The organism is Streptococcus sp. 27098_8_109, from assembly GCF_041432295.1.
In the GTDB taxonomy this organism is placed as follows: domain Bacteria; phylum Bacillota; class Bacilli; order Lactobacillales; family Streptococcaceae; genus Streptococcus.
In genome coordinates this window covers 50,313-72,143 of record NZ_JAPVZJ010000008.1, presented here as the reverse complement: position 1 = coordinate 72,143, position 21,831 = coordinate 50,313, and the positions used below count along the sequence as shown (strand labels likewise).

Sequence of the window (21,831 nt, the reverse complement as noted above, 5' to 3'; positions counted from 1 at the left end):
TGACAGAGAGTCTTTTGCATAGTATTCTAATTATTTTCAAGATAAAATTCAAAGCGTTCGCCTACATACTGACTTTTTACGTATTCAAAAGCAGTACCATCTTCTAGGTAGGAAACTTGAGTTAAACCAAGAATAGCATGTCCTTTTTCAACTTCCAAATAGTGGGCAATTTTTTCCTTAGCAAGGCGAGCATAGATGGTCTGCTGTGATTTACCAATACGGTAGCCATGTTTTTGCAAGGTTTGGAAGAAATGACTGGTGATTTCTTCTTTTTTAAAGTCCTTAATGAATTTTTCAGGAATAGAAGCAACTTCATAAACCAGAGGAACTTGGTCGGCATAGCGAACACGTTCCATTCGGATAATATTTTCGGTAGGAGAAATTCCTAGTTTAGCAACTTCCTGCTCATTGGGAATGGTTTTTCTGTAGGAAATGAGTTGGCTAGAGGGAACTTTACCTTGGGACTTAACAATTTCAGTAAAACTGGTTGTCCCTCTCATCTTTTCTTGTACACGTGTACTGGATACAAAGGTGCCGCTTCCTACACGGCGCTCTAAGACGCCTTCTTCGACTAATAGAGATACGGCTTGGCGGAGAGTCATGCGACTAACCGCAAACTGCTCTGCTAAATCTCGTTCACTGGGAAGCCTCTCGCCAATGGCCCAACGATGTTCGTCAATATCTTTTTTAATCTGATCATGGATTTTCATATAAGCGGGTAGCATATTTTTCACTTCATTTCTATCTTTTCTCTATTGTACCCCAATAAACTAGAAAAAGTCAAACTTCGCCTTGTTAAGTTGGTAATTCGCCCTTATTTGTGATAGAATATTGAAAAAAGATATTTCTTTTGAGAAAGGAAAAAGATGAGCAACATTTCAACTGATTTGCAAGATGTAGAAAAAATCATCGTATTGGACTATGGTAGCCAATACAACCAGCTGATTTCACGCCGTATCCGTGAGATTGGTGTTTTTTCAGAACTAAAAAGCCATAAAATTTCAGCTGCTGAAGTTCGTGAAATCAACCCTGTAGGAATCATCCTTTCAGGTGGTCCAAACTCTGTATACGAAGATGGTTCATTCGATATTGACCCAGAAATCTTCGAACTCGGAATTCCTATTTTGGGAATTTGTTACGGTATGCAGTTATTGACCCATAAACTTGGAGGAAAAGTTGTCCCTGCAGGTGATGCTGGAAATCGTGAATACGGTCAATCAACCCTAACACATACACCATCAGCTCTTTTTGAATCAACACCTGATGAACAAACTGTTTTGATGAGCCATGGTGATGCAGTTACTGAGATTCCTGCCGACTTTGTTCGTACAGGTACATCAGCTGATTGCCCATACGCAGCCATCGAAAACCCAGATAAACACATTTACGGTATCCAATTCCACCCAGAAGTTCGTCATTCTGTATACGGAAATGATATCCTTCGTAACTTTGCTCTTAACATTTGTAAGGCTAAAGGCGATTGGTCAATGGATAACTTCATTGATATGCAGATTCAAAAAATTCGTGAAGCTGTTGGTGATAAACGTGTCCTTCTTGGCCTTTCAGGTGGGGTTGACTCATCTGTCGTTGGGGTTCTTCTCCAAAAAGCGATTGGCGATCAATTGATCTGTATTTTCGTAGACCACGGTCTTCTTCGTAAAGGAGAAGCGGACCAAGTTATGGACATGCTTGGTGGTAAGTTTGGTTTGAATATCGTCAAAGCAGACGCTGCTAAACGTTTCCTTGATAAACTTGCTGGCGTTTCTGACCCAGAACAAAAACGTAAAATTATCGGTAATGAGTTTGTCTATGTATTCGATGACGAAGCAAGCAAGCTCAAAGATGTGAAATTTCTTGCTCAAGGTACTTTATATACAGATGTTATCGAGTCTGGTACGGATACAGCTCAAACTATCAAGTCACACCACAACGTGGGTGGTCTTCCAGAAGACATGCAGTTTGAATTGATTGAACCACTCAACACTCTCTATAAAGACGAAGTTCGTGCTCTTGGTACAGAGCTTGGTATGCCAGATCATATTGTATGGCGCCAACCATTCCCAGGACCAGGACTTGCTATCCGTGTCATGGGTGAAATCACTGAAGAGAAACTAGAAACCGTTCGTGAGTCAGACGCTATTCTTCGTGAAGAAATTGCTAAAGCAGGTCTTGACCGTGATATCTGGCAATACTTCACAGTGAACACAGGTGTTCGTTCAGTTGGTGTTATGGGTGATGGTCGTACTTATGATTACACAATCGCTATTCGTGCTATCACTTCTATCGATGGTATGACAGCTGACTTTGCAAAGATTCCTTGGGATGTCCTTCAAAAGATTTCTGTACGTATCGTAAACGAAGTAGACCATGTTAACCGTATCGTCTACGACATCACAAGTAAACCACCTGCAACAGTAGAGTGGGAATAAACCTATAAATACTTTACTCTTATAGTAAATGAAAAATAAGGATTTCGAGAGAACAAATTCGTTCTCTCTTTTTTTTAGCTGAATATTTTAAGTAAAAGGTTAAGCTATTCTTTCATAAAACAAGACAGAATAGTTGCCTCCAAAGTCTCATCATAAGAGAACAGTTATATTTTCTGGATCTACTTTTGAGATGGTAAAAATAGATATACTGATATTCATACCTTTTATCATATCCTTGATTTCCTAAGTTTTAAAGACAGTTTAATCAGGATTTCTTTTATATGTCGATTAAGAAATAAATAATATGTCTTGAATCCTACTATAGATGTATAAAGAGTCATTTTGTTTCGTATCAGTATTAATCCGTTCCGATACTGGTTTTTGAATTGTAGAAAATTCTAGTATAGTAGTTAGGAAGTTTTTATAAATTTATTATATTTAATTTTTGAGTTGATACCTTTACTTTTTTAGTTAATTATGTAATAATGTTAACAATAAAAATAAATGAAAGTAGGTGTTTCTATTGCATAAAGCAGTAAAACAAGAAAAAGGTCATGGCTATCTTCGTAAAACTAAGTTAGGTTTGTTAAGTGGTATTATCCTAACGACTGCTTTAGGGAGTTTATTTTTAAATGGGATTGTAAGCGCTGACGAACAACCTACTAATCCAACAACAAGCGTCCAACCAAGTCAACCGGCAGGTGAAAGTTCACAAAATGAGTTTGAAACTAGTACATCTCATGCTGTAAAAGAAGCAGAGTTGAAGGCAAAAGTAGAAGAAGTGAAAGCGCTAGGTATCACTGTAAATGAAACACCAGTTGAAAATGTAGGTACAGCTAATACTCCTTCTGAAGTAAATCCGTTACGAACAACTGCTGAAGAAAAAGTTGACGCTGAAATTCAGTCTTTAGAATCAGCAAAAGCAGAGAAAGTACAAGCTGATGCTGATCGAGCTAAGATTGAAGAGTTTAAAAATAATCACCTTACTGCAAATTATGTCAACGTAAAAGATAAGATTGCAAGTCAAGTGAATTCAAGATTAGCGTCCGATGATGTCAATAAAGAAATAACACTCAGTAATTTGACTTCTACTGAGGGTGAAGTTCGTTATTTAAACACAGACTCAGTCGATGTAAGAACTAGAGAGGGCGTTGCAGATGCTTTAGGTCGCGATGTAACTACGACTGACACACACGTAACTGTTAAAACTGGAGCAGCTAATCTTCCGGGATTGGAGAAACTTAGGGCTAAGGATAGTAGTGCTGGTTATAGCGGATATATTGTAGAAGCGAAAAACGGTGAAACTTTTACTTACACAGTGAATTTAGATCCAACCAGTGTATTAACATCTAAATATGGTGTTGCAAGTATTGATACAAGTCTCCGTTTGAATTACACTTTACCTGAGGAAACGAAAGTCTATGCAATTATTCGTGGTCAAGCAATTTTACAAGAAATTTTCGTTAAGAACTTATCTAGACGGGTTGCAGGTCAATCGGACTTAGTTAAGTACACTAAGACATTTACTTATAAAGATGCTAAAGGCCAAGAAATTCCGTTAGATAAATTACTCTCTACAATATTAAATGAACAGGCTTTCGGTGGTGAATCTGTAATTAAACCATCAGATGTACCTGAGAAAAAAATTAAAGAGTTCGAATTAAGGTCACCTATTGGCTCAACAGGACAGGTACTATACGAGTTAAGGAGAGAAAATTCTCTTATAGGTGAAAATATGATTTCATCAAGTAATTATCTAAATGCGCGTATGCCAAGAGGACAAATATCTGCTTATTTAAGTCAAAATACCTTCACCAATAAGATTCCTAAGGTTGAGATAATAGATCCAGATAAGGCTTTGAACGGTGTATCTCGTGACTATCATTTGGTGACTTATACAGAGGTTCAACATAAAGGTAAGGTTACTCAAAAGTTTGTCGATGAACAAGGTGCTGAGATTCGACCGTCTGTTACAAGTGAGGTAAAAGCAGTAGGGGAGCAAATTACATTAACTCATCCTACGGATATTGACTTTGAGAACAAGCGTTATACCTTTAAAGACCAAGATAAACAAGATATTACAGAGATTGTAAAAGGTGAAACTATTATAACTTATGTTTATAAACATAAGTATGAAAATAATTTATCACCTGTTGAGATTGAAACTCCTATTCCGATTGAGACTACTTATGTTGCAGACCCAACGAAGGAAGTAGGTGACAATGAGACTGTCGATAATGGAACTGCGGGTAAGGTTGTAACTTCAACACCTAAGATTGTAAATGAATTAACAGGAGAAGTTACTGATGGTCAACCTACTGAGAAACGTACTGAAATGCAACCTAAAGTAGTTAAAGTAGGTACGAAACCAACAGTTGTAGAAACAACTACTCCATATACAACACGTTATGTGGAAGATAATGCAAAAGATAAAGACTATCGTGAAGTAACAAAATCTGGTAAAGCTGGTAAAACAACTACTACGACAACTTATACCTTGAATCCTAATACAGGTACAGTAACATCGAACGAACCAACCACGATTACTGAAGAAGCAGTAGAAGAAGTTATCACAGTAGGTACGAAACCAAAGGTTGAGGCACCAAAGGTTGAAACACCAAAAGTTGAAACACCAAAAGTTGAAACACCAAAAGTTGAAACACCAAAAGTTGAAACACCAAAGGTTGAAACACCAAAGGTTGAAAGGCCAAAAGTTGAAACACCAAAGGTTGAAAGGCCAAAAGTTGAAAGGCCAAAAGTTGAAACACCAAAGGTTGAAAGGCCAAAAGTTGAAAGGCCAAAGGTTGAAAGGCCAAAAGTTGAAACGCCAAAGGTTGAAAGGCCAAAAGTTGAAACGCCAAAGGTTGAAAGGCCAAAAGTTGAAACACCAAAGGTTGAAAGGCCAAAAGTTGAAACACCAAAGGTTGAAACGCCAAAGGTAGAAGTACCAAAATCAAAGACACCAACTGAACAATCGACAAAAGAAACTTCACAAATTCCGACTTCTGTAGCAAGTAAGAGAGAGGAATTGCCTAATACAGGTACAGAAGATCATGCTAATCTTGTAGTCTTAGGACTTCTAGGAGTTTTGAGTGGATTTGGATTTCTTGCACACAAGAAAAAAGAAGTGGAGAAATAGTTTTTTCTAACCTATATTAGAAAAGGGCTCACATCTGTGGGCTTTTTCTCTTTGACAATCTTTTTGCTTTAATAATCTAAAAGATTAGAATTGTCAAAACAATCTGTCTAGGCTTGATTTTATGGCTTATTTACTATAAAATGAGAAGGAAAAACGTCAAACTTTTATATTGCAAATAGGAGAAAACATGACAAAAACATTAAAACGTCCAGAGGTTTTATCACCTGCAGGGACTTTAGAGAAGCTAAAGGTAGCTGTTCAATATGGAGCAGATGCTGTCTTTATCGGTGGTCAGGCCTATGGCCTTCGTAGCCGTGCCGGAAACTTTACTTTCGAACAGATGGAAGAAGGTGTCCAGTTTGCGGCCAAGTATGGTGCTAAGGTTTATGTGGCTGCCAATATGGTTATGCACGAAGGAAATGAGGCTGGTGCTGGTGAGTGGTTCCGTAAACTACGTGATATCGGAATCGCGGCAGTTATCGTGTCTGATCCAGCCTTGATTATGATTGCGGCTACAGAAGCACCAGGTCTTGAAATCCACCTCTCTACCCAAGCAAGTGCCACTAACTATGAAACACTTGAGTTCTGGAAAGAACTAGGTTTAACTCGTGTCGTTTTGGCGCGTGAGGTTTCAATGGAAGAATTGGCAGAAATTCGCAAACGTACAGATGTTGAGATTGAAGCCTTTGTTCATGGAGCCATGTGTATTTCTTACTCTGGTCGTTGTACTCTTTCAAACCACATGAGTATGCGTGATGCTAACCGTGGTGGTTGCTCTCAGTCTTGTCGTTGGAAGTACGACCTTTACGATATGCCATTTGGGAAGGAACGTAAGAGTCTTAAAGGTGAAATTCCTGAAGAATTTTCAATGTCAGCCGTTGATATGTCCATGATTGACCATATCCCAGATATGATTGAAAACGGTGTGGACAGTCTCAAGATTGAAGGACGTATGAAGTCTATTCACTACGTATCAACAGTAACAAACTGCTACAAGGCAGCTGTTGATGCTTATCTAGAAAGTCCAGAGAAGTTTGAAGCTATCAAGCAGGACTTGATTGATGAAATGTGGAAGGTTGCCCAACGTGAATTAGCAACAGGTTTCTACTATGGTACACCATCTGAAAATGAGCAGTTGTTTGGTGCTCGTCGTAAAATTCCTGAGTATAAGTTTGTCGCTGAAGTGGTTTCTTACGATGATGCGACACAAACAGCAACCATTCGTCAACGGAATGTCATTAACGAAGGCGACCAAGTTGAGTTTTATGGCCCAGGTTTCCGTCATTTTGAAACATATATCGAAGATTTGCATGATGCCAAAGGCAATAAAATTGACCGCGCACCAAATCCGATGGAACTCTTGACTATCAAGGTTCCACAACCTGTTCAAGCTGGAGACATGGTTCGAGCTCTTAAAGAAGGTCTCATCAATCTTTATAAGGAAGATGGAACCAGCGTCACAGTGCGTGCTTAATAAACATGTAGGAGACGAAAGCTTTCTAGTTGATTTCCCTTTAATCCTATTTACTAAAAGAACATTAGGTTAAAGAAAATATATTAATTTCCATCCGAGATTTCATCTCGGATTTTTTCATTATTTTTCAGAAAGACCTAGATAATGGACGGATTTATTACAAGTTTTTTCCAAAGTTTTCTATATAATAGACTTAAAAATAGTAAAATTGTAAATAATTTTCATTAAACGCTTTCAACGTAAGTAAAAAGTTGACAAATTCAATTTTTAGGACTAAACTAAGTAAGTAAATTTTAATTAAAAGGAGAATTCGTCATGAATTTAACATTTTTCGGTCTATGTCTTGCCTGTATGGGTGTGTCTCTTGGTGAGGGGTTGTTGATGAATGGTTTGTTGAAATCAGTAGCTCGCCAACCAGATATCATCTCAGAACTACGTAGTTTGATGATCCTAGGGGTTGCCTTTATTGAAGGTACTTTCTTCGTTACTCTTGTCTTTTCATTTATCATCAAATAAAAGAAGTATAAATTGAAAAAGGGAGGATTTTAGATGGAAGAAAGTATTAATCCAACCATCAATATTGGTCCTGTTACCTTTAATTTAACCATAGTAGTTTTGACTTTGTTGACTGTAGCACTTATTTTTGGCTTTATTTATTGGGCAACTCGAAATATGACTTTGAGACCCACAGGAAAACAAAATGTATTAGAGTATTTATTTGATTTTGTTGTTGGATTTACAAAATCAAACCTTGGTCCAATGATAAAGGATTATTCTCTCTTTTATTTCTGTTTATTCCTATTTATGGCCATTGCAAATAATATTGGCTTAATGGCTAGAATTCAGACTACAGATGGTGTAAATCTTTGGACCTCACCAACAGCAAATTTGTCATTTGACTTGGTCTTGTCTTTTACAATTATTTTAATGACCCACGTAGAAGGAATTCGTCGTCGTGGAATCAAAAAGTATTTAAAAGCATTTGTAACACCAGGTTTTATGACACCAATGAATCTCTTGGAAGAAGTTACCAATCTCCTTTCACTTGCATTGCGGGTCTTTGGTAATATCTTTGCAGGGGAAGTGATGGCAAGTATGTTAGTCCTACTTTCTCATCAGGCCTTCTATTGGTATCCTATTGCTTTTGGAACAAATCTAATCTGGACTGCATTTTCTGTTTTTATTTCTTGTGTACAAGCATATGTATTTACTTTGTTATCTTCAATGTACTTAGGAAATAAAATTAATGATGAAGAATAGAAAGGAGTAGTTTATGAATGTAACAGTAGGTGAATTACTTGGTGATTTTATACTAATCGCTGGTTCCTTTATTCTCTTGCTAGTCTTGGTTAAGAAATACGCTTGGTCAAATTTGACTAGCATTTTCGAACAAAGAGCAGAAAAAATTGCAGCAGATATTGACGGAGCTGAACAAGCACGTCAAAAAGCGGAAGTATTGGCTCAAAAACGCGAAGATGAATTGGCTGGTAGCCGTAAAGAAGCTAAGACAATCATTGAGAATGCGAAAGAGACAGCTGAGAAAAGCAAAGCTAGTATTTTAGCAGATGCTAAGCTAGAAGCAGGACGCTTGAAAGAAAAAGCGAACCAAGAAATTGCTCAAAATAAAGCTGAAGCTTTACAAAGTGTTAAGGGTGAGGTAGCAGATTTGACAATCAGCTTGGCTGGTAAAATCATCTCACAAAACCTTGACGGTCATGCCCATAAAGAACTCATTGATCAGTATATCGATCAGTTAGGAGAAGCTTAATGGACAAGAAAACAGTAAAGGTAATTGAAAAATACAGCATGCCTTTTGTCCAATTGGTTTTAGAAAAAGGAGAAGAAAACCGTATCTTTTCAGACTTAGCTCAAATCAAGCAAGTTGCTGAAGAAACAGGCTTACCTTCTTTTTTAAAAAAAGTGGCAGTAGACGAGTCTGACAAGGAAAAAACGATTTCTTTCTTCCAAGACTCAGTGTCACCTTTATTGCAAAACTTTATTCAGGTTCTTATCTACAATCACAGAGCAAATCTTTTTTATGATATTCTTGTAGATTGCTTGAACCGACTTGAAAAAGAAACAAATCGATTTGAAGTGACGATTACGTCAGCTCATCCTTTAACTGATGAACAGAAGAGTCGCTTGCTCCCTTTGATTGAGAAAAAAATGTCTCTGAAAGTAAGGAGTGTAAAAGAACAAATCGATGAAAGTCTTATTGGTGGTTTTGTCATTTTTGCCAATCACAAGACAATTGATGTGAGTATTAAACAACAACTTAAAGTTGTTAAAGAAAATTTGAAATAGAAAGTGGTGTTCTTTTGGCAATTAACGCACAAGAAATCAGCGCTTTAATTAAGCAACAAATTGAAAATTTCAAACCCAATTTTGATGTGACTGAAACAGGTGTTGTAACCTATATCGGGGACGGTATCGCGCGTGCTCACGGCCTTGAAAATGCCATGAGTGGAGAGTTGTTGATTTTTGAAAACGGCTCTTATGGGATGGCTCAAAACTTAGAGTCAACAGACGTTGGTATTATCATCCTAGGTGACTTTACAGATATCCGTGAAGGCGATACAATCCGCCGTACAGGGAAAATCATGGAAGTTCCTGTTGGGGAGAGTCTGATTGGTCGTGTTGTGGATCCACTCGGTCGTCCAGTTGACGGTCTTGGAGAAATCCACACTGATAAAACTCGTCCAGTAGAAGCACCAGCTCCTGGTGTTATGCAACGTAAGTCTGTATCAGAACCATTGCAAACTGGTTTGAAAGCTATTGACGCCCTTGTACCGATTGGTCGTGGTCAACGTGAGTTGATTATCGGTGACCGTCAGACAGGGAAAACAACTATTGCGATTGATACAATCTTGAACCAAAAAGGTCAAGATATGATCTGTATCTACGTAGCGATTGGACAAAAAGAATCAACAGTTCGTACACAAGTAGAAACACTACGTCAGTACGGTGCCTTGGACTACACAATCGTTGTGACAGCCTCTGCTTCACAACCATCTCCATTGCTCTTCCTAGCTCCTTATGCTGGGGTTGCCATGGCGGAAGAATTTATGTACCAAGGTAAGCATGTTTTGATCGTTTATGATGATCTTTCAAAACAAGCGGTAGCTTATCGTGAACTGTCTCTCTTGCTTCGTCGTCCTCCAGGTCGTGAAGCCTTCCCAGGGGATGTTTTCTACCTTCACAGCCGTTTGCTTGAGCGTTCAGCTAAAGTTTCTGATGAGCTTGGTGGTGGATCGATTACAGCCCTACCGTTTATCGAGACACAAGCAGGAGATATCTCTGCCTATATCGCAACCAACGTGATTTCAATCACTGATGGACAAATCTTCCTTGGTGATGGTCTCTTCAATGCGGGTATTCGTCCAGCCATTGACGCGGGTTCATCTGTATCTCGTGTAGGTGGTTCTGCACAAATTAAAGCCATGAAGAAGGTTGCTGGTACACTTCGTATCGACCTCGCTTCATACCGTGAGTTGGAAGCCTTCACTAAGTTTGGTTCTGACTTGGACGCAGCAACACAGGCTAAGTTGAACCGTGGACGTCGTACAGTTGAAGTCTTGAAACAACCTGTTCACAAACCATTACCTGTTGAGAAACAAGTAACCATTCTCTATGCTTTGACACATGGTTTCTTGGATACTGTTCCAGTAGATGATATTGTTCGTTTCGAGGAAGAGTTCCATGCCTTCTTTGACGCTCAACATCCAGAGATTTTGGAAACCATTCGTGATACAAAAGACTTGCCAGAAGAAGCAGTCTTGGATGCTGCGATTACAGAGTTTCTCAATCAAACCAGCTTCCAATAAGAATAGAGGTGTCAGATGGCAGTATCTCTAAATGATATTAAAACAAAAATCGCCTCAACAAAAAATACGAGTCAAATCACTAATGCCATGCAGATGGTATCAGCTGCTAAGCTAGGGCGTTCTGAAGAAGCTGCTCGCAACTTCCAAGTTTATGCTCAGAAAGTTCGTAAACTTTTGACGGATATTCTTCATGGGAATGGAGCTGGTAGTTCAACCAATCCGATGTTGATTAGCCGTCCAGTTAAGAAGACAGGCTATATCGTCATTACATCAGACCGAGGTTTGGTTGGAGGTTATAATTCCTCTATTCTGAAAGCTGTTATGGAGTTGAAGGAGGAATACCATCCAGACGGTACAGGTTTTGAAATGATCTGTATTGGTGGAATGGGAGCTGATTTCTTTAAGGCTCGCGGTATTCAGCCACTTTATGAACTACGTGGCTTGGCAGATCAACCAAGCTTTGATGAAGTCCGTAAGATTATTTCAAAAACTGTTGAAATGTACCAAAATGAACTTTTTGATGAACTCTATGTCTGCTATAACCACCATGTCAATACGCTAACCAGTCAAATGCGTGTGGAACAAATGCTTCCAATTGTTGACTTGGATCCAAATGAAGCGGATGACAGTTACAGCTTGACCTTTGAATTGGAAACTAGCCGAGAAGAAATTTTGGAGCAGTTGTTGCCTCAGTTTGCAGAAAGTATGATTTACGGGGCTATTATCGATGCTAAGACAGCTGAAAATGCTGCGGGTATGACCGCCATGCAAACAGCGACAGATAATGCTAAGAAAGTCATTAATGATTTGACAATTCAGTATAACCGTGCCAGACAGGCGGCGATTACACAAGAAATTACAGAAATCGTAGCAGGAGCTAGTGCCTTAGAATAGGCTCTAGTCTAGCTCGTATGAAAATGAACTTATACTCAATGTAAATCAAAGAGCAAACTAGGAAGCTAGCCGCAGGCTGTACTTGAGTACGGTAAGGCGACGCTGACGTGGTTTGAATTTGATTTGCGAAGAGTATTAGGACCTAGTTGAGCTAGGAACCGACAGTATCTTATATAGAATAGGAGAAGGAGATGAGTTCAGGTAAAATTGCTCAGGTTATCGGTCCCGTTGTAGACGTCTTGTTTGCAGCAGGGGAAAAACTTCCTGAGATTAACAATGCACTTGTCGTCTACAAAAATGACGAAAGAAAAACAAAAATCGTCCTTGAAGTAGCCTTGGAGTTGGGAGATGGTATGGTCCGTACTATCGCCATGGAATCAACAGATGGATTGACTCGTGGAATGGAAGTATTGGACACAGGTCGTCCAATCTCTGTACCAGTAGGTAAAGAAACTTTGGGACGTGTCTTCAATGTTTTGGGAGATACCATTGACTTGGAAGCCCCTTTTACAGAAGATGCAGAGCGTCAGCCAATTCATAAAAAAGCTCCAACTTTTGATGAATTGTCTACCTCTTCTGAAATCCTTGAAACAGGGATTAAGGTTATCGACCTTCTTGCCCCTTACCTTAAAGGTGGTAAGGTTGGACTTTTCGGTGGTGCCGGAGTTGGTAAAACTGTCTTGATTCAAGAATTGATTCACAACATTGCCCAAGAACACGGTGGTATTTCAGTATTTACCGGTGTTGGGGAACGTACTCGTGAGGGGAACGACCTTTACTGGGAAATGAAAGAATCAGGTGTTATCGAGAAAACAGCCATGGTATTTGGTCAGATGAATGAGCCACCAGGAGCACGTATGCGTGTTGCCCTTACTGGTTTGACAATCGCTGAATACTTCCGTGATGTAGAAGGCCAAGACGTGCTTCTCTTTATCGATAATATCTTCCGTTTCACTCAGGCTGGTTCAGAAGTATCTGCCCTTTTGGGTCGTATGCCATCAGCCGTTGGTTATCAACCAACACTTGCTACGGAAATGGGTCAATTGCAAGAACGTATTACATCAACCAAGAAGGGTTCTGTAACCTCTATCCAAGCTATCTATGTGCCAGCGGATGACTATACTGACCCAGCGCCAGCAACAGCCTTCGCTCACTTGGATTCTACAACAAACTTGGAACGTAAGTTGGTACAATTGGGTATTTATCCAGCCGTTGACCCACTTGCTTCAAGCTCACGTGCCTTGGCACCTGAAATCGTTGGAGAAGAGCACTATGCAGTTGCTGCTGAAGTAAAACGCGTTCTTCAACGTTACCATGAATTGCAAGATATCATTGCTATCCTTGGTATGGATGAGCTTTCTGATGAAGAAAAGACCTTGGTTGCTCGTGCTCGTCGTATCCAGTTCTTCTTGTCGCAAAACTTCAACGTTGCGGAACAATTTACTGGTCAGCCTGGTTCTTATGTTCCAGTTGCTGAAACTGTTCGTGGCTTTAAGGAAATCCTTGATGGTAAACACGACCACTTGCCAGAAGATGCCTTCCGTGGTGTAGGTTCTATCGAAGATGTGATTGCAAAAGCTGAAAAAATGGGATTTTAAGAGGTGATCTATGGCTCAGTTAACTGTCCAGATCGTGACACCAGATGGTCTCGTCTATGATCACCATGCCAGCTATGTATCGGTTCGAACTCTGGATGGTGAGATGGGGATCTTGCCACGACATGAAAATATGATTGCGGTTTTAGCAGTTGATGAAGTAAAGGTAAAGCGTATTGATGATGAAGATCACGTGAACTGGATTGCAGTAAACGGAGGCGTTATTGAAATTGCCAATAATACCATCACAATCGTTGCGGATTCTGCAGAACGTGCTCGTGATATCGATATCAGTCGTGCAGAACGTGCCAAGCTTCGAGCAGAGCGTGAAATTGAAGAAGCACAAGACAAAAACTTGATTGATCAAGAACGTCGTGCGAAGATTGCACTGCAACGTGCCATTAACCGTATTAATGTCGGAAAAAGACTATAAGAAAAAAATGAACTTGAAAATTCCAAGTTCATTTTTTATGTTTTCTTAAGGGGCAAAACTGATGCAGACCGCTTCTGGAACATGGAAGTCGTTAGAAAGTTCTGCTAGACGACCAGTTTCAGGATTGCGTTTAAAAACGGTTGCATTGTCAGAGTCTTGATGGACAGCAATGACAAATTCTTGGTCTGGTGTCAAATCAAAATCACGTGGAGTCTGACCATGTGTCGGAACGATTTCTAACAACTCTAAGTTACCGTCCGCAAGGATTGTATATACTGCGATAGAATCATGGCCACGGTTAGAAGCGTAGAGGTATTTACCATCTTTAGAGAGACGAATAGCAGCAGTACCATTAAAACCTTCGTAACCTTCTGGTAGAGTTGAGATAACTTGCATGCGTTCAAATTCGCCAACACCATCGTAGATTAGAACTTCAATAGTGCTATTGAGTTCACAAATGAGATAAGCGATTTTATAATGGTTATGGAAAACGATATGACGAGAACCAGCTCCAGGAATACTATTGTAGGTATGGAGCTTAGATAAATTCCCTTCTTGATCAAGGTCATAAGTGACGACTTGGTCAGTTCCTAAGTCACAAGTCACTAGATAGTGGTCAGGTGTTAAATCTGTAAAGTGAACATGGGGAGAAGCCTGATTTTCATGTGGACCTTTGCCACTGTGTTGATCCACATCACTAAGTAGAAGACTACCATCTTCCTGACGTTTATAAACAAGGACCTGTCCTTTATGGTAGTTGGCTGCATAGACCAAATCACGTTTTTCATCAACGGCAACATAACAGTGGGGGGCTCCTTCTTCAACGACATGATTTAATAAAGTCCCGTCAGTTTGATAGGATGCAATTCCTCCCTTATCGTCTTGACTACCAACAGTGTATAAATGTTGATGCTGATCAAAGGCAAGGTAGGTTGGACTTGGCTCAGTAGCAAAAAGTTCTAGATTTGAAAGCTGACCAGTTTCTATATCAAAGTCCGCCTTGTAAATCCCTTGGGAAGTGCGACGTGTATAAGTTCCAAAGTAAACATTTTCTTTCATAACTTTACCTCTAAAATAAAGATATGACTATTATATCACAAAAATGCTAGTATGAAGAAATCAACCTTGGCAAGAGCTTTACTCAATTTTTTCATGATAATATTAAGAATGTTTTCATTGATTTACTTAATAAAAGTGCTATAATAATCTTATACAAATTGCAAAGGAGTTTGACTATGAAAAAACGAGTTTTTTTAGCGACTGGAATTGCCGTTTTGTCTACTGCCGTTCTAGCAGCGTGTTCATCTGGTAATGGTAATAAGGATGCTACTAAGCCAGTGACTTATGCTTATGTGTTTACATCAGATCCTGTTACTTTGGATTATACAGTTTCTGGGAATGTCAGCACTAAACAGATTACAGGTAATGTTATTGACGGATTACTAGAAAATGATCAATATGGAAATTTAGTTCCATCGGTTGCAGAAGATTGGACTGTTTCCAAAGATGGTTTGACCTATACCTATAAAATCCGTCAGGGTGTCAAATGGTATACAAATGAGGGGGAAGAGTATGGTGAAGTCAAGGCTCAAGACTTTGTAACTGGTCTGAAACACGCAGCAGATAAGAAATCACAGGCTCTTTATCTCGTACAGGATTCTATCAAAGGATTGGATGACTATGTAAATGGGAAAACAACAGATTTCTCAACAGTAGGTGTGAAAGCAACAGATGATTATACTCTTGTTTATACTTTGAATCATCCAGAATCTTTTTGGAATTCTAAGACAACGATGGGAGTTCTAGCTCCAGTAAGTGGAGATTTTTTGGCTTCTAAAGGAGATGATTTCGGTAAAGCTACTGATGTAACGAGCATTCTCTACAATGGGGCTTTCCTTCTTAAGGGACTTACCTCTAAATCTTCTATCGAAATGACTAAAAACCAAAACTACTGGGATAAGCAGAATGTCTTTATTGATGATATCAAGTTATCCTTCTTTGATGGTCAAGATGCAGACTCCCTAGGACGAGGTTTTGATGAGGGACATTATCCAGCTGCTCCACTCTTTAAGAACTCCGCCAACTATGAACGTCTAAAAGAAAAATACAAGGATAATATTGTATACGGCCAACAAAGAGGTAGTGTCTTCTATATGTCTACTAATATTGATCGTGTGTCATACAATCATACTGCTAAAACAAGTGATGCAGAAAAATCATCTACAAAAAAAGCTTTGTTAAATAAAGAATTCCGTCAAGCTTTGGCATTTGCTGCAGATCGTAAAGCAGCTGTTTCTCAGGTGTTTGGAGATGAAGTAGCGCCTCGTAAACTACGTACAAGTTTCACTCCTCCAACATTTGTACAAGTAGGAGATCAAACATTTGGTCAAGTAACTAAGACAGAATTGGATAAATTGGATAATGTCTGGAAAGATGTCAGTCTTGATGATGCCCAAGATTCACTTCATAATGTAGACAAGGCTAAAACTAAGTTTGAAGCTGCTAAGAAAACTCTTCAAGCTGATGGAGCCCAGTTCCCAATTCATTTAGATCTTCCAGTTTCATCTACTCAGACAGATTTTATTCATCAAGCTCAGTCTTATAAGCAATCCATTGAAGAAGCGCTGGGTTCTGAAAATGTAGTTGTTGACATTCAGCAGGTTTCTGATGATGAATTGGGAAGCATGACTGTTCTAGCGACATCAAATAATAATGTTGATTGGGACATTAATGTTAATAGTGGTTGGAGTCCAGATTATGCAGATCCATCAACCTATCTAGATGTATTTGATCCAACTTCAGGTCCAAGTCTCCTAAGCTCTCTTGGTGTAGCACCAGGAACAGACAATTCAGTCATTAAAACAGTTGGATTGGATAAATACAAAGAATTGATTGATGATGCAAATAGTGAAAAAATAGATCTGCAAAAACGTTATTCTAAATATGCTAAGGCTCAAGCTTGGTTAACAGATAGTGCTCTAGTTATTCCTGTACACTCAGACGGTGCCCAAATGCTTGTAACGAAGAAAGTATTAGGCAGTGGTGCTGATGGTTGGGTTGGTGACAAAACAGGCGACAACAGTTATAAATATCTTAAACTCCAAGATAAGATTGTCACTTCTAAAGAAATGGATGAGTTCCGCAAGAAATTTGCTGATGAAAAAGCCAAATCAAACGCAGATTATCAGAAGAACTTAGACCGTCATATTCAAGACTAATCAAATCTCCTCTTTTGAGGGGATTTTTTATGTCGCTGTCTCTATGTAAGCACTTTAAAAAAGAGTTATTTTGGTCTAAAAATGGTATAATGAAAGGACGACAGAAAGGAATTATTTATGGAACAAAAAGAGAAACATTTTAGCCTGTCTTGGTTTTTCAAGTGGTTTTTGGATAACAAGGCCATTACGGTATTTTTGGTAACCTTATTATTGGGACTGAATCTTTTTATTTTAAGTAAGATTAGTTTTTTATTTTCACCTGTTTTAGACTTTTTAGCAGTCGTGATGTTGCCAGTTATTCTATCTGGTTTGCTATATTATTTATTAAATCCTATTGTTGATTGGATGGAGAAGCATAAGGTTAATCGTGTTATAGCTATCACTATTGTCTTTGTCATCATCGCTCTTTTTATCATTTGGGGCTTGGCAGTAGCGATTCCAAATCTGCAACGTCAAGTTTTAACATTTGCAAGAAATGTACCAATCTATCTCGAAGATGCAGACAGAGTTATTAATGATTTGGTCACCAAGCGTTTGCCAGATGATTTCAGACCTCAATTAGAGCAAGTTTTGACCAATTTTTCTAGTCAGGCTACAGTTTGGGCAAGTAAGGTTTCATCTCAGGCAGTCAATTGGGTGAGCGCCTTTATTAGCGGGGCTTCTCAAGTGATTGTGGCCTTGATTATCGTTCCTTTCATGCTCTTTTATCTCTTGCGTGATGGGAAAGGCTTGCGTAACTATTTAACCCAATTCATGCCGACGAAATTGAAAGAACCTGTTGGACAAGTTCTATCAGACGTGAATCAACAGTTGTCCAACTATGTTAGAGGGCAAGTAACAGTGGCTATTATTGTAGCAGTAATGTTTATCATCTTCTTCAAGATTATCGGTCTACGCTATGCAGTTACGCTTGGTGTTACTGCTGGTATTCTAAATCTGGTTCCTTATCTTGGTAGTTTCTTGGCCATGCTTCCTGCCCTAGTATTGGGCTTGATTGCTGGGCCAGTCATGCTTTTAAAAGTGGTGATTGTCTTTATCGTAGAACAAACTATTGAAGGTCGTTTTGTCTCTCCATTGATTTTGGGAAGTCAATTAAACATCCATCCCATTAATGTTCTCTTTGTCTTGTTAACTTCAGGATCCATGTTTGGTATCTGGGGAGTTTTACTCGGTATTCCGGTTTATGCTTCTGCTAAGGTTGTCATTTCAGCTATTTTTGAATGGTATAAGGTAGTCAGTGGCCTATATGAACTAGAAGGAGAGGAAGTAAAGAGTGAACAATAGTCAACAGATGTTACAGGCTTTGGAGGAGCAAGATTTAACCAAGGCAGAACATTATTTCGTTAAAGCTTTAGAAAATGATCCAAGTGACCTTCTATATGAGTTGGCAACTTATCTAGAAGGGATTGGTTTTTATCATCAGGCCAAGGAAATTTACCTGAAAATTATAGAAAATTTTCCAGAGGTTAATCTCAATCTGGCAGCTATTGCTAGCGAGGATGGTCAAATCGAGGAAGCATTTGCGTACCTTGAGGAAATCCAAGCTGACAGTGATTGGTATGTTTCGGCTTTGCTTCTTAAGGCAGACCTTTACCAGATGGAAAGTTTGACAGATGTGGCGCGTGAGAAATTGCTGGAAGCCTTGAGCTACTCAGAGGATCCTCTCTTGATATTGGGCTTAGCAGAGTTGGATAGTGAGTTGGAAAATTACCAAGAAGCTATTCAAGGCTATGCCCAGTTAGATAATCGTACTATTTATGAGCAAACAGGCATTTCTACCTACCAACGGATTGGCTTTGCCTATGCACAGTTAGGGAAATTTGAAACGGCCACAGAGTTTTTAGAAAAAGCCTTGGAGTTAGAATACGATGACCTAACAGCTTTTGAGTTGGCCAGTCTTTACTTTGATCAAGAAGAATACCAAAAAGCTGTCCTCTATTTTAAGCAGATCGATACCATTTCTCCTGACTTTGAAGGCTATGAATATGGTTATAGTCAGGCCTTGCATAAGGAACATCAAGTTCAAGAAGCCCTGCGTATCGCTAAGCAAGGCTTGGAGAAAAATCCTTTTGAAACAAGACTCTTGTTAGCAGCTTCACAATTTTCTTATGAATTGCATGATGCCAGTGGTGCAGAAAACTACCTCCTTACTGCAAAAGAAGATGCTGAGGATACGGAAGAAATCTTACTCCGTCTAGCAACTATTTATCTGGAGCAGGAGCGCTATGAGGATATTCTAGACTTGCAAAGTGAGGAGCCAGAAAATCTTTTGACCAAGTGGATGATTGCTCGTTCCTATCAAGAAATGGACGATTTGGATACTGCCTATGAGCTTTACCAAGAATTAGTAGGGGATTTGAAGGACAATCCAGAGTTTCTGGAACACTATATCTATCTTTTGCGTGAATTAGGTTACTTTGAGGAAGCAAAAGTCAATGCACAAACTTATTTAAAACTGGTTCCAGATGATGTGCAAATGCAAGACTTATTTGAGAGATTATAAGAATATATTTTTAAAACTGTATCTTATCATTTTTGATAGATATAGTTTTTCGTTTTAAAGAGAATTTTTTTACAAAAATTATTGGTTATTTTGTTTATTTATGCTATAATAGGAACAATTATTTTTAGGAGGTGTCAGTATGTCTTATTTGTTTGAGATATTACCGAGTTTATTGAGCGGTGCAAGCATGACTTTGCAGGTTTTTGCACTGGTCTTGATTTTTTCTATTCCCTTGGGCGTTTTGATTGCCTTTGCCTTGCAAGTCCATTGGAAGCCCCTCCATCATTTGATTAATATTTATATTTGGATTATGCGAGGCACACCCTTGCTCTTGCAATTAATCTTTATCTATTATGTGCTGCCAACTATTGGGATTCGTTTGGACCGTCTTCCTGCGGCTATCATTGCCTTTGTGTTGAATTATGCGGCTTACTTTGCTGAAATCTTCCGTGGAGGGATTGATACCATTCCTAACGGTCAATATGAGGCTGCTAAGGTCTTGAAATTCAGTCCTTTTGACACAGTACGCTATATTATCTTGCCCCAAGTGACCAAGATTGTTCTTCCTAGCGTATTTAACGAAGTCATGAGTTTGGTCAAGGATACTTCTCTGGTCTATGCTCTAGGTATTTCAGACCTTATCTTGGCGAGTCGAACAGCTGCAAACCGTGATGCTAGTCTGGTTCCAATGTTCTTAGCAGGAGCCATTTACTTGATTTTGATTGGGATTGTGACCATTCTTGCCAAAAAAGTTGAGAAGAAGTACAGTTACTATAGATAGGAGGCTGCCATGTTAGAATTACGAAATATCAATAAAGTCTTTGGTGAAAAGCAAATTTTATCCAATTTCAGTCTAAAAATTCCTGAAAAGCAAATCCTAGCTATCGTTGGGCCTTCTGGTGGAGGTAAGACAACCCTCTTACGTATGCTTGCGGGTCTTGAAACCATTGATTCAGGGCAAATCTTTTATAATGGAGAATCTTTAGAACTGGATGAACTAGAGAAGCGGAATTTACTGGGATTTGTATTCCAAGATTTTCAACTTTTTCCTCATTTATCCGTTCTAGACAATTTGACCTTATCGCCCGTAAAAACCATGAGAATGAAGCAAGAAGAGACTGAGAAGAAGGCGCGAGGGCTTTTGGAACAATTAGGACTGGCTGGTCATGCAGACGCCTATCCTTTCTCACTATCTGGTGGTCAAAAGCAGCGGGTAGCCTTAGCGCGTGCTATGATGATTGACCCAGAAATCATTGGCTACGATGAACCAACTTCTGCACTTGATCCAGAATTGCGCTTGGAAGTGGAAAAACTGATCTTGCAAAATAGGGAACTTGGCATGACGCAGATTGTGGTTACCCACGATTTACAGTTCGCTGAAAATATCGCAGATCAGATTCTCAAGGTTGAGCCCAAGTAGGAGGTGCCAATGACTAATAAGAAAATTGCTTTAGTATTGGTTTCTCTCCTGACTCTTTTTTTAACAGCTTGTACTCAGAAGGCTAGTGATCCAAAGCAGGATAACTGGGATAAATATCAAGAGCAGGGGACCATTACTATTGGTTTTGACAATACCTTTGTACCCATGGGTTTTGAAGAAAAGAATGGCCAATATACAGGCTTTGATATTGACTTAGCACAAGCTGTCTCTGAAAAATTAGGTTTTAAGGTTCAATTTCAACCCATTGACTGGGATATGAAGGAGACGGAACTGCAAAATGGAACCATTGATGCCATCTGGAATGGCTATTCTGCCACTGATGAACGCCGAGAGAAAGTTGCCTTTAGCATTCCATATATGGAAAATCAGCAAGTTCTGGTTATGAAGAAAAGCCAGCAGATTCGTTCAGTAGAGGATATGAAGGATAAGACCTTGGGAGCCCAAGCAGGTTCCTCTGGTTATTTAGACTTTGAAGCCCAGCCAGATTTACTGAAAAATCGTGTCAAAGATCAGAAGGCTAATCAGTACCAGAGTTTTAATGAGGCCTTGATTGACTTGAAAAATGATCGGATTGATGCCTTGTTGATTGACCGAGTGTATGCTAATTACTACCTCCAGTCTGAGGGGATATTAAATGACTATAATGTCTTTTCAGCAGGATTTGAAAGTGAATCCTTTGCTGTCGGTGTTAGACCATCTGATAAAAGATTATTAACAGCATTAAACCAAGCCTTTATTGAACTATATAAAGAAGGAAAGTTCCAGGAAATCAGCCAGAAATGGTTTGGAGAAGATGTAGCAACCAAAGAAGTGAAAGAAGGAATCTAAATGACGGTTCCTTCTTTTTTCTTCTCATTTATCATACAAATATCGTATATTGG

The 21,831-nt window shown here is 39.1% G+C and carries 19 protein-coding genes; 17 read left to right on the top strand and 2 right to left on the bottom strand.

Going from position 1 to position 21,831, the window contains the following annotated elements; genetic code table 11:
* Positions 1-26: 26 nt before the first annotated feature.
* A complete protein-coding gene (locus O3664_RS04750; RefSeq protein ID WP_000936191.1) occupies positions 27-725 on the bottom strand; it encodes a GntR family transcriptional regulator in 699 nt (232 codons plus the stop codon).
* 141 nt (positions 726-866) lie between these two features.
* Between O3664_RS04750 and guaA the strand changes: the two genes are divergently transcribed.
* From guaA to O3664_RS04695, 11 genes are all read left to right on the top strand, one after another.
* On the top strand, positions 867-2,429 hold the full coding sequence (gene guaA, locus O3664_RS04745) for a glutamine-hydrolyzing GMP synthase (protein WP_371613695.1): 1,563 nt from the start codon (positions 867-869) through the stop codon (positions 2,427-2,429).
* A gap of 514 nt (positions 2,430-2,943) precedes the next feature.
* On the top strand, positions 2,944-5,568 hold the full coding sequence (locus O3664_RS04740) for a G5 domain-containing protein (RefSeq protein WP_371613694.1): 2,625 nt from the start codon (positions 2,944-2,946) through the stop codon (positions 5,566-5,568).
* A 187-nt stretch (positions 5,569-5,755) separates the two neighbouring features.
* Complete coding sequence (locus tag O3664_RS04735) at positions 5,756-7,042, top strand: U32 family peptidase (RefSeq protein WP_000169065.1); 1,287 nt, start codon at positions 5,756-5,758, stop codon at positions 7,040-7,042.
* A 315-nt stretch (positions 7,043-7,357) separates the two neighbouring features.
* Positions 7,358-7,558, top strand: coding sequence for a F0F1 ATP synthase subunit C (locus O3664_RS04730; protein WP_001054558.1), 201 nt, complete (start codon positions 7,358-7,360; stop codon positions 7,556-7,558).
* 33 nt (positions 7,559-7,591) lie between these two features.
* Positions 7,592-8,302, top strand: a complete 711-nt coding sequence (gene atpB, locus O3664_RS04725; protein ID WP_000392870.1) for a F0F1 ATP synthase subunit A — start codon at positions 7,592-7,594, stop codon at positions 8,300-8,302.
* A 13-nt stretch (positions 8,303-8,315) separates the two neighbouring features.
* Positions 8,316-8,810 (top strand): F0F1 ATP synthase subunit B, encoded by a 495-nt coding sequence (gene atpF, locus O3664_RS04720; protein WP_001103468.1) that lies wholly within the window; start codon positions 8,316-8,318, stop codon positions 8,808-8,810.
* On the top strand, positions 8,810-9,346 hold the full coding sequence (locus tag O3664_RS04715) for a F0F1 ATP synthase subunit delta (RefSeq protein ID WP_078238378.1): 537 nt from the start codon (positions 8,810-8,812) through the stop codon (positions 9,344-9,346). Before atpF ends, O3664_RS04715 begins: the two co-directional genes overlap by 1 nt.
* 14 nt (positions 9,347-9,360) lie before the next feature.
* On the top strand, positions 9,361-10,866 hold the full coding sequence (gene atpA / locus O3664_RS04710; RefSeq protein WP_000996629.1) for a F0F1 ATP synthase subunit alpha: 1,506 nt from the start codon (positions 9,361-9,363) through the stop codon (positions 10,864-10,866).
* Positions 10,867-10,881: 15 nt separating this feature from the next.
* The gene (locus tag O3664_RS04705; RefSeq protein ID WP_218493889.1) at positions 10,882-11,760 is read left to right on the top strand and encodes a F0F1 ATP synthase subunit gamma; all 879 of its coding nucleotides are present in this window, start codon (positions 10,882-10,884) and stop codon (positions 11,758-11,760) included.
* A gap of 191 nt (positions 11,761-11,951) precedes the next feature.
* Positions 11,952-13,358, top strand: coding sequence for a F0F1 ATP synthase subunit beta (atpD, locus tag O3664_RS04700; RefSeq protein WP_000094357.1), 1,407 nt, complete (start codon positions 11,952-11,954; stop codon positions 13,356-13,358).
* A gap of 10 nt (positions 13,359-13,368) precedes the next feature.
* The gene (locus O3664_RS04695; RefSeq protein WP_000068043.1) at positions 13,369-13,788 is read left to right on the top strand and encodes a F0F1 ATP synthase subunit epsilon; all 420 of its coding nucleotides are present in this window, start codon (positions 13,369-13,371) and stop codon (positions 13,786-13,788) included.
* 45 nt (positions 13,789-13,833) lie between these two features.
* Here O3664_RS04695 and O3664_RS04690 read toward each other — a convergent pair whose 3' ends face one another.
* Positions 13,834-14,847, bottom strand: a complete 1,014-nt coding sequence (locus tag O3664_RS04690) for a lactonase family protein (RefSeq protein ID WP_371613693.1) — start codon at positions 14,845-14,847, stop codon at positions 13,834-13,836.
* Positions 14,848-15,023: 176 nt separating this feature from the next.
* Between O3664_RS04690 and O3664_RS04685 the strand changes: the two genes are divergently transcribed.
* The 6 genes from O3664_RS04685 (at position 15,024) to O3664_RS04660 (ending at position 21,778) form a co-directional block, all read left to right on the top strand.
* A complete protein-coding gene (locus tag O3664_RS04685) occupies positions 15,024-17,006 on the top strand; it encodes a peptide ABC transporter substrate-binding protein (RefSeq protein ID WP_371613692.1) in 1,983 nt (660 codons plus the stop codon).
* A 117-nt stretch (positions 17,007-17,123) separates the two neighbouring features.
* Positions 17,124-18,290 carry an AI-2E family transporter gene (locus O3664_RS04680; RefSeq protein WP_371613691.1) on the top strand — a complete coding sequence of 389 codons (1,167 nt, stop codon included), beginning with the start codon at positions 17,124-17,126 and terminating at the stop codon, positions 18,288-18,290.
* The gene (locus O3664_RS04675) at positions 18,280-19,509 is read left to right on the top strand and encodes a tetratricopeptide repeat protein (RefSeq protein ID WP_371613690.1); all 1,230 of its coding nucleotides are present in this window, start codon (positions 18,280-18,282) and stop codon (positions 19,507-19,509) included. The genes O3664_RS04680 and O3664_RS04675 overlap by 11 nt, the downstream gene beginning before the upstream one ends.
* Before the next feature lie 139 nt (positions 19,510-19,648).
* The gene (locus O3664_RS04670; RefSeq protein ID WP_237446791.1) at positions 19,649-20,290 is read left to right on the top strand and encodes an amino acid ABC transporter permease; all 642 of its coding nucleotides are present in this window, start codon (positions 19,649-19,651) and stop codon (positions 20,288-20,290) included.
* Positions 20,291-20,299: 9 nt separating this feature from the next.
* Complete coding sequence (locus O3664_RS04665) at positions 20,300-20,929, top strand: amino acid ABC transporter ATP-binding protein (protein WP_203180450.1); 630 nt, start codon at positions 20,300-20,302, stop codon at positions 20,927-20,929.
* A gap of 9 nt (positions 20,930-20,938) precedes the next feature.
* Positions 20,939-21,778 carry an amino acid ABC transporter substrate-binding protein gene (locus O3664_RS04660; RefSeq protein WP_371613689.1) on the top strand — a complete coding sequence of 280 codons (840 nt, stop codon included), beginning with the start codon at positions 20,939-20,941 and terminating at the stop codon, positions 21,776-21,778.
* The last annotated feature ends 53 nt before the right edge of the window (positions 21,779-21,831 follow it).

Coding starts and splice junctions, on each gene's coding strand:
- O3664_RS04665 (WP_203180450.1), top strand. CDS start 20,300: ATGTTAGAATTACGAAATATCAATAAAGTCTTTGGTGAAAAGCAAATT.
- O3664_RS04730 (WP_001054558.1), top strand. CDS start 7,358: ATGAATTTAACATTTTTCGGTCTATGTCTTGCCTGTATGGGTGTGTCT.
- O3664_RS04750 (WP_000936191.1), bottom strand. CDS start 725: ATGCTACCCGCTTATATGAAAATCCATGATCAGATTAAAAAAGATATT.
- O3664_RS04705 (WP_218493889.1), top strand. CDS start 10,882: ATGGCAGTATCTCTAAATGATATTAAAACAAAAATCGCCTCAACAAAA.
- O3664_RS04680 (WP_371613691.1), top strand. CDS start 17,124: ATGGAACAAAAAGAGAAACATTTTAGCCTGTCTTGGTTTTTCAAGTGG.
- O3664_RS04715 (WP_078238378.1), top strand. CDS start 8,810: ATGGACAAGAAAACAGTAAAGGTAATTGAAAAATACAGCATGCCTTTT.
- O3664_RS04670 (WP_237446791.1), top strand. CDS start 19,649: ATGTCTTATTTGTTTGAGATATTACCGAGTTTATTGAGCGGTGCAAGC.
- O3664_RS04660 (WP_371613689.1), top strand. CDS start 20,939: ATGACTAATAAGAAAATTGCTTTAGTATTGGTTTCTCTCCTGACTCTT.
- atpD (WP_000094357.1), top strand. CDS start 11,952: ATGAGTTCAGGTAAAATTGCTCAGGTTATCGGTCCCGTTGTAGACGTC.
- atpF (WP_001103468.1), top strand. CDS start 8,316: ATGAATGTAACAGTAGGTGAATTACTTGGTGATTTTATACTAATCGCT.
- O3664_RS04685 (WP_371613692.1), top strand. CDS start 15,024: ATGAAAAAACGAGTTTTTTTAGCGACTGGAATTGCCGTTTTGTCTACT.
- atpB (WP_000392870.1), top strand. CDS start 7,592: ATGGAAGAAAGTATTAATCCAACCATCAATATTGGTCCTGTTACCTTT.
- O3664_RS04695 (WP_000068043.1), top strand. CDS start 13,369: ATGGCTCAGTTAACTGTCCAGATCGTGACACCAGATGGTCTCGTCTAT.
- O3664_RS04735 (WP_000169065.1), top strand. CDS start 5,756: ATGACAAAAACATTAAAACGTCCAGAGGTTTTATCACCTGCAGGGACT.
- O3664_RS04690 (WP_371613693.1), bottom strand. CDS start 14,847: ATGAAAGAAAATGTTTACTTTGGAACTTATACACGTCGCACTTCCCAA.
- guaA (WP_371613695.1), top strand. CDS start 867: ATGAGCAACATTTCAACTGATTTGCAAGATGTAGAAAAAATCATCGTA.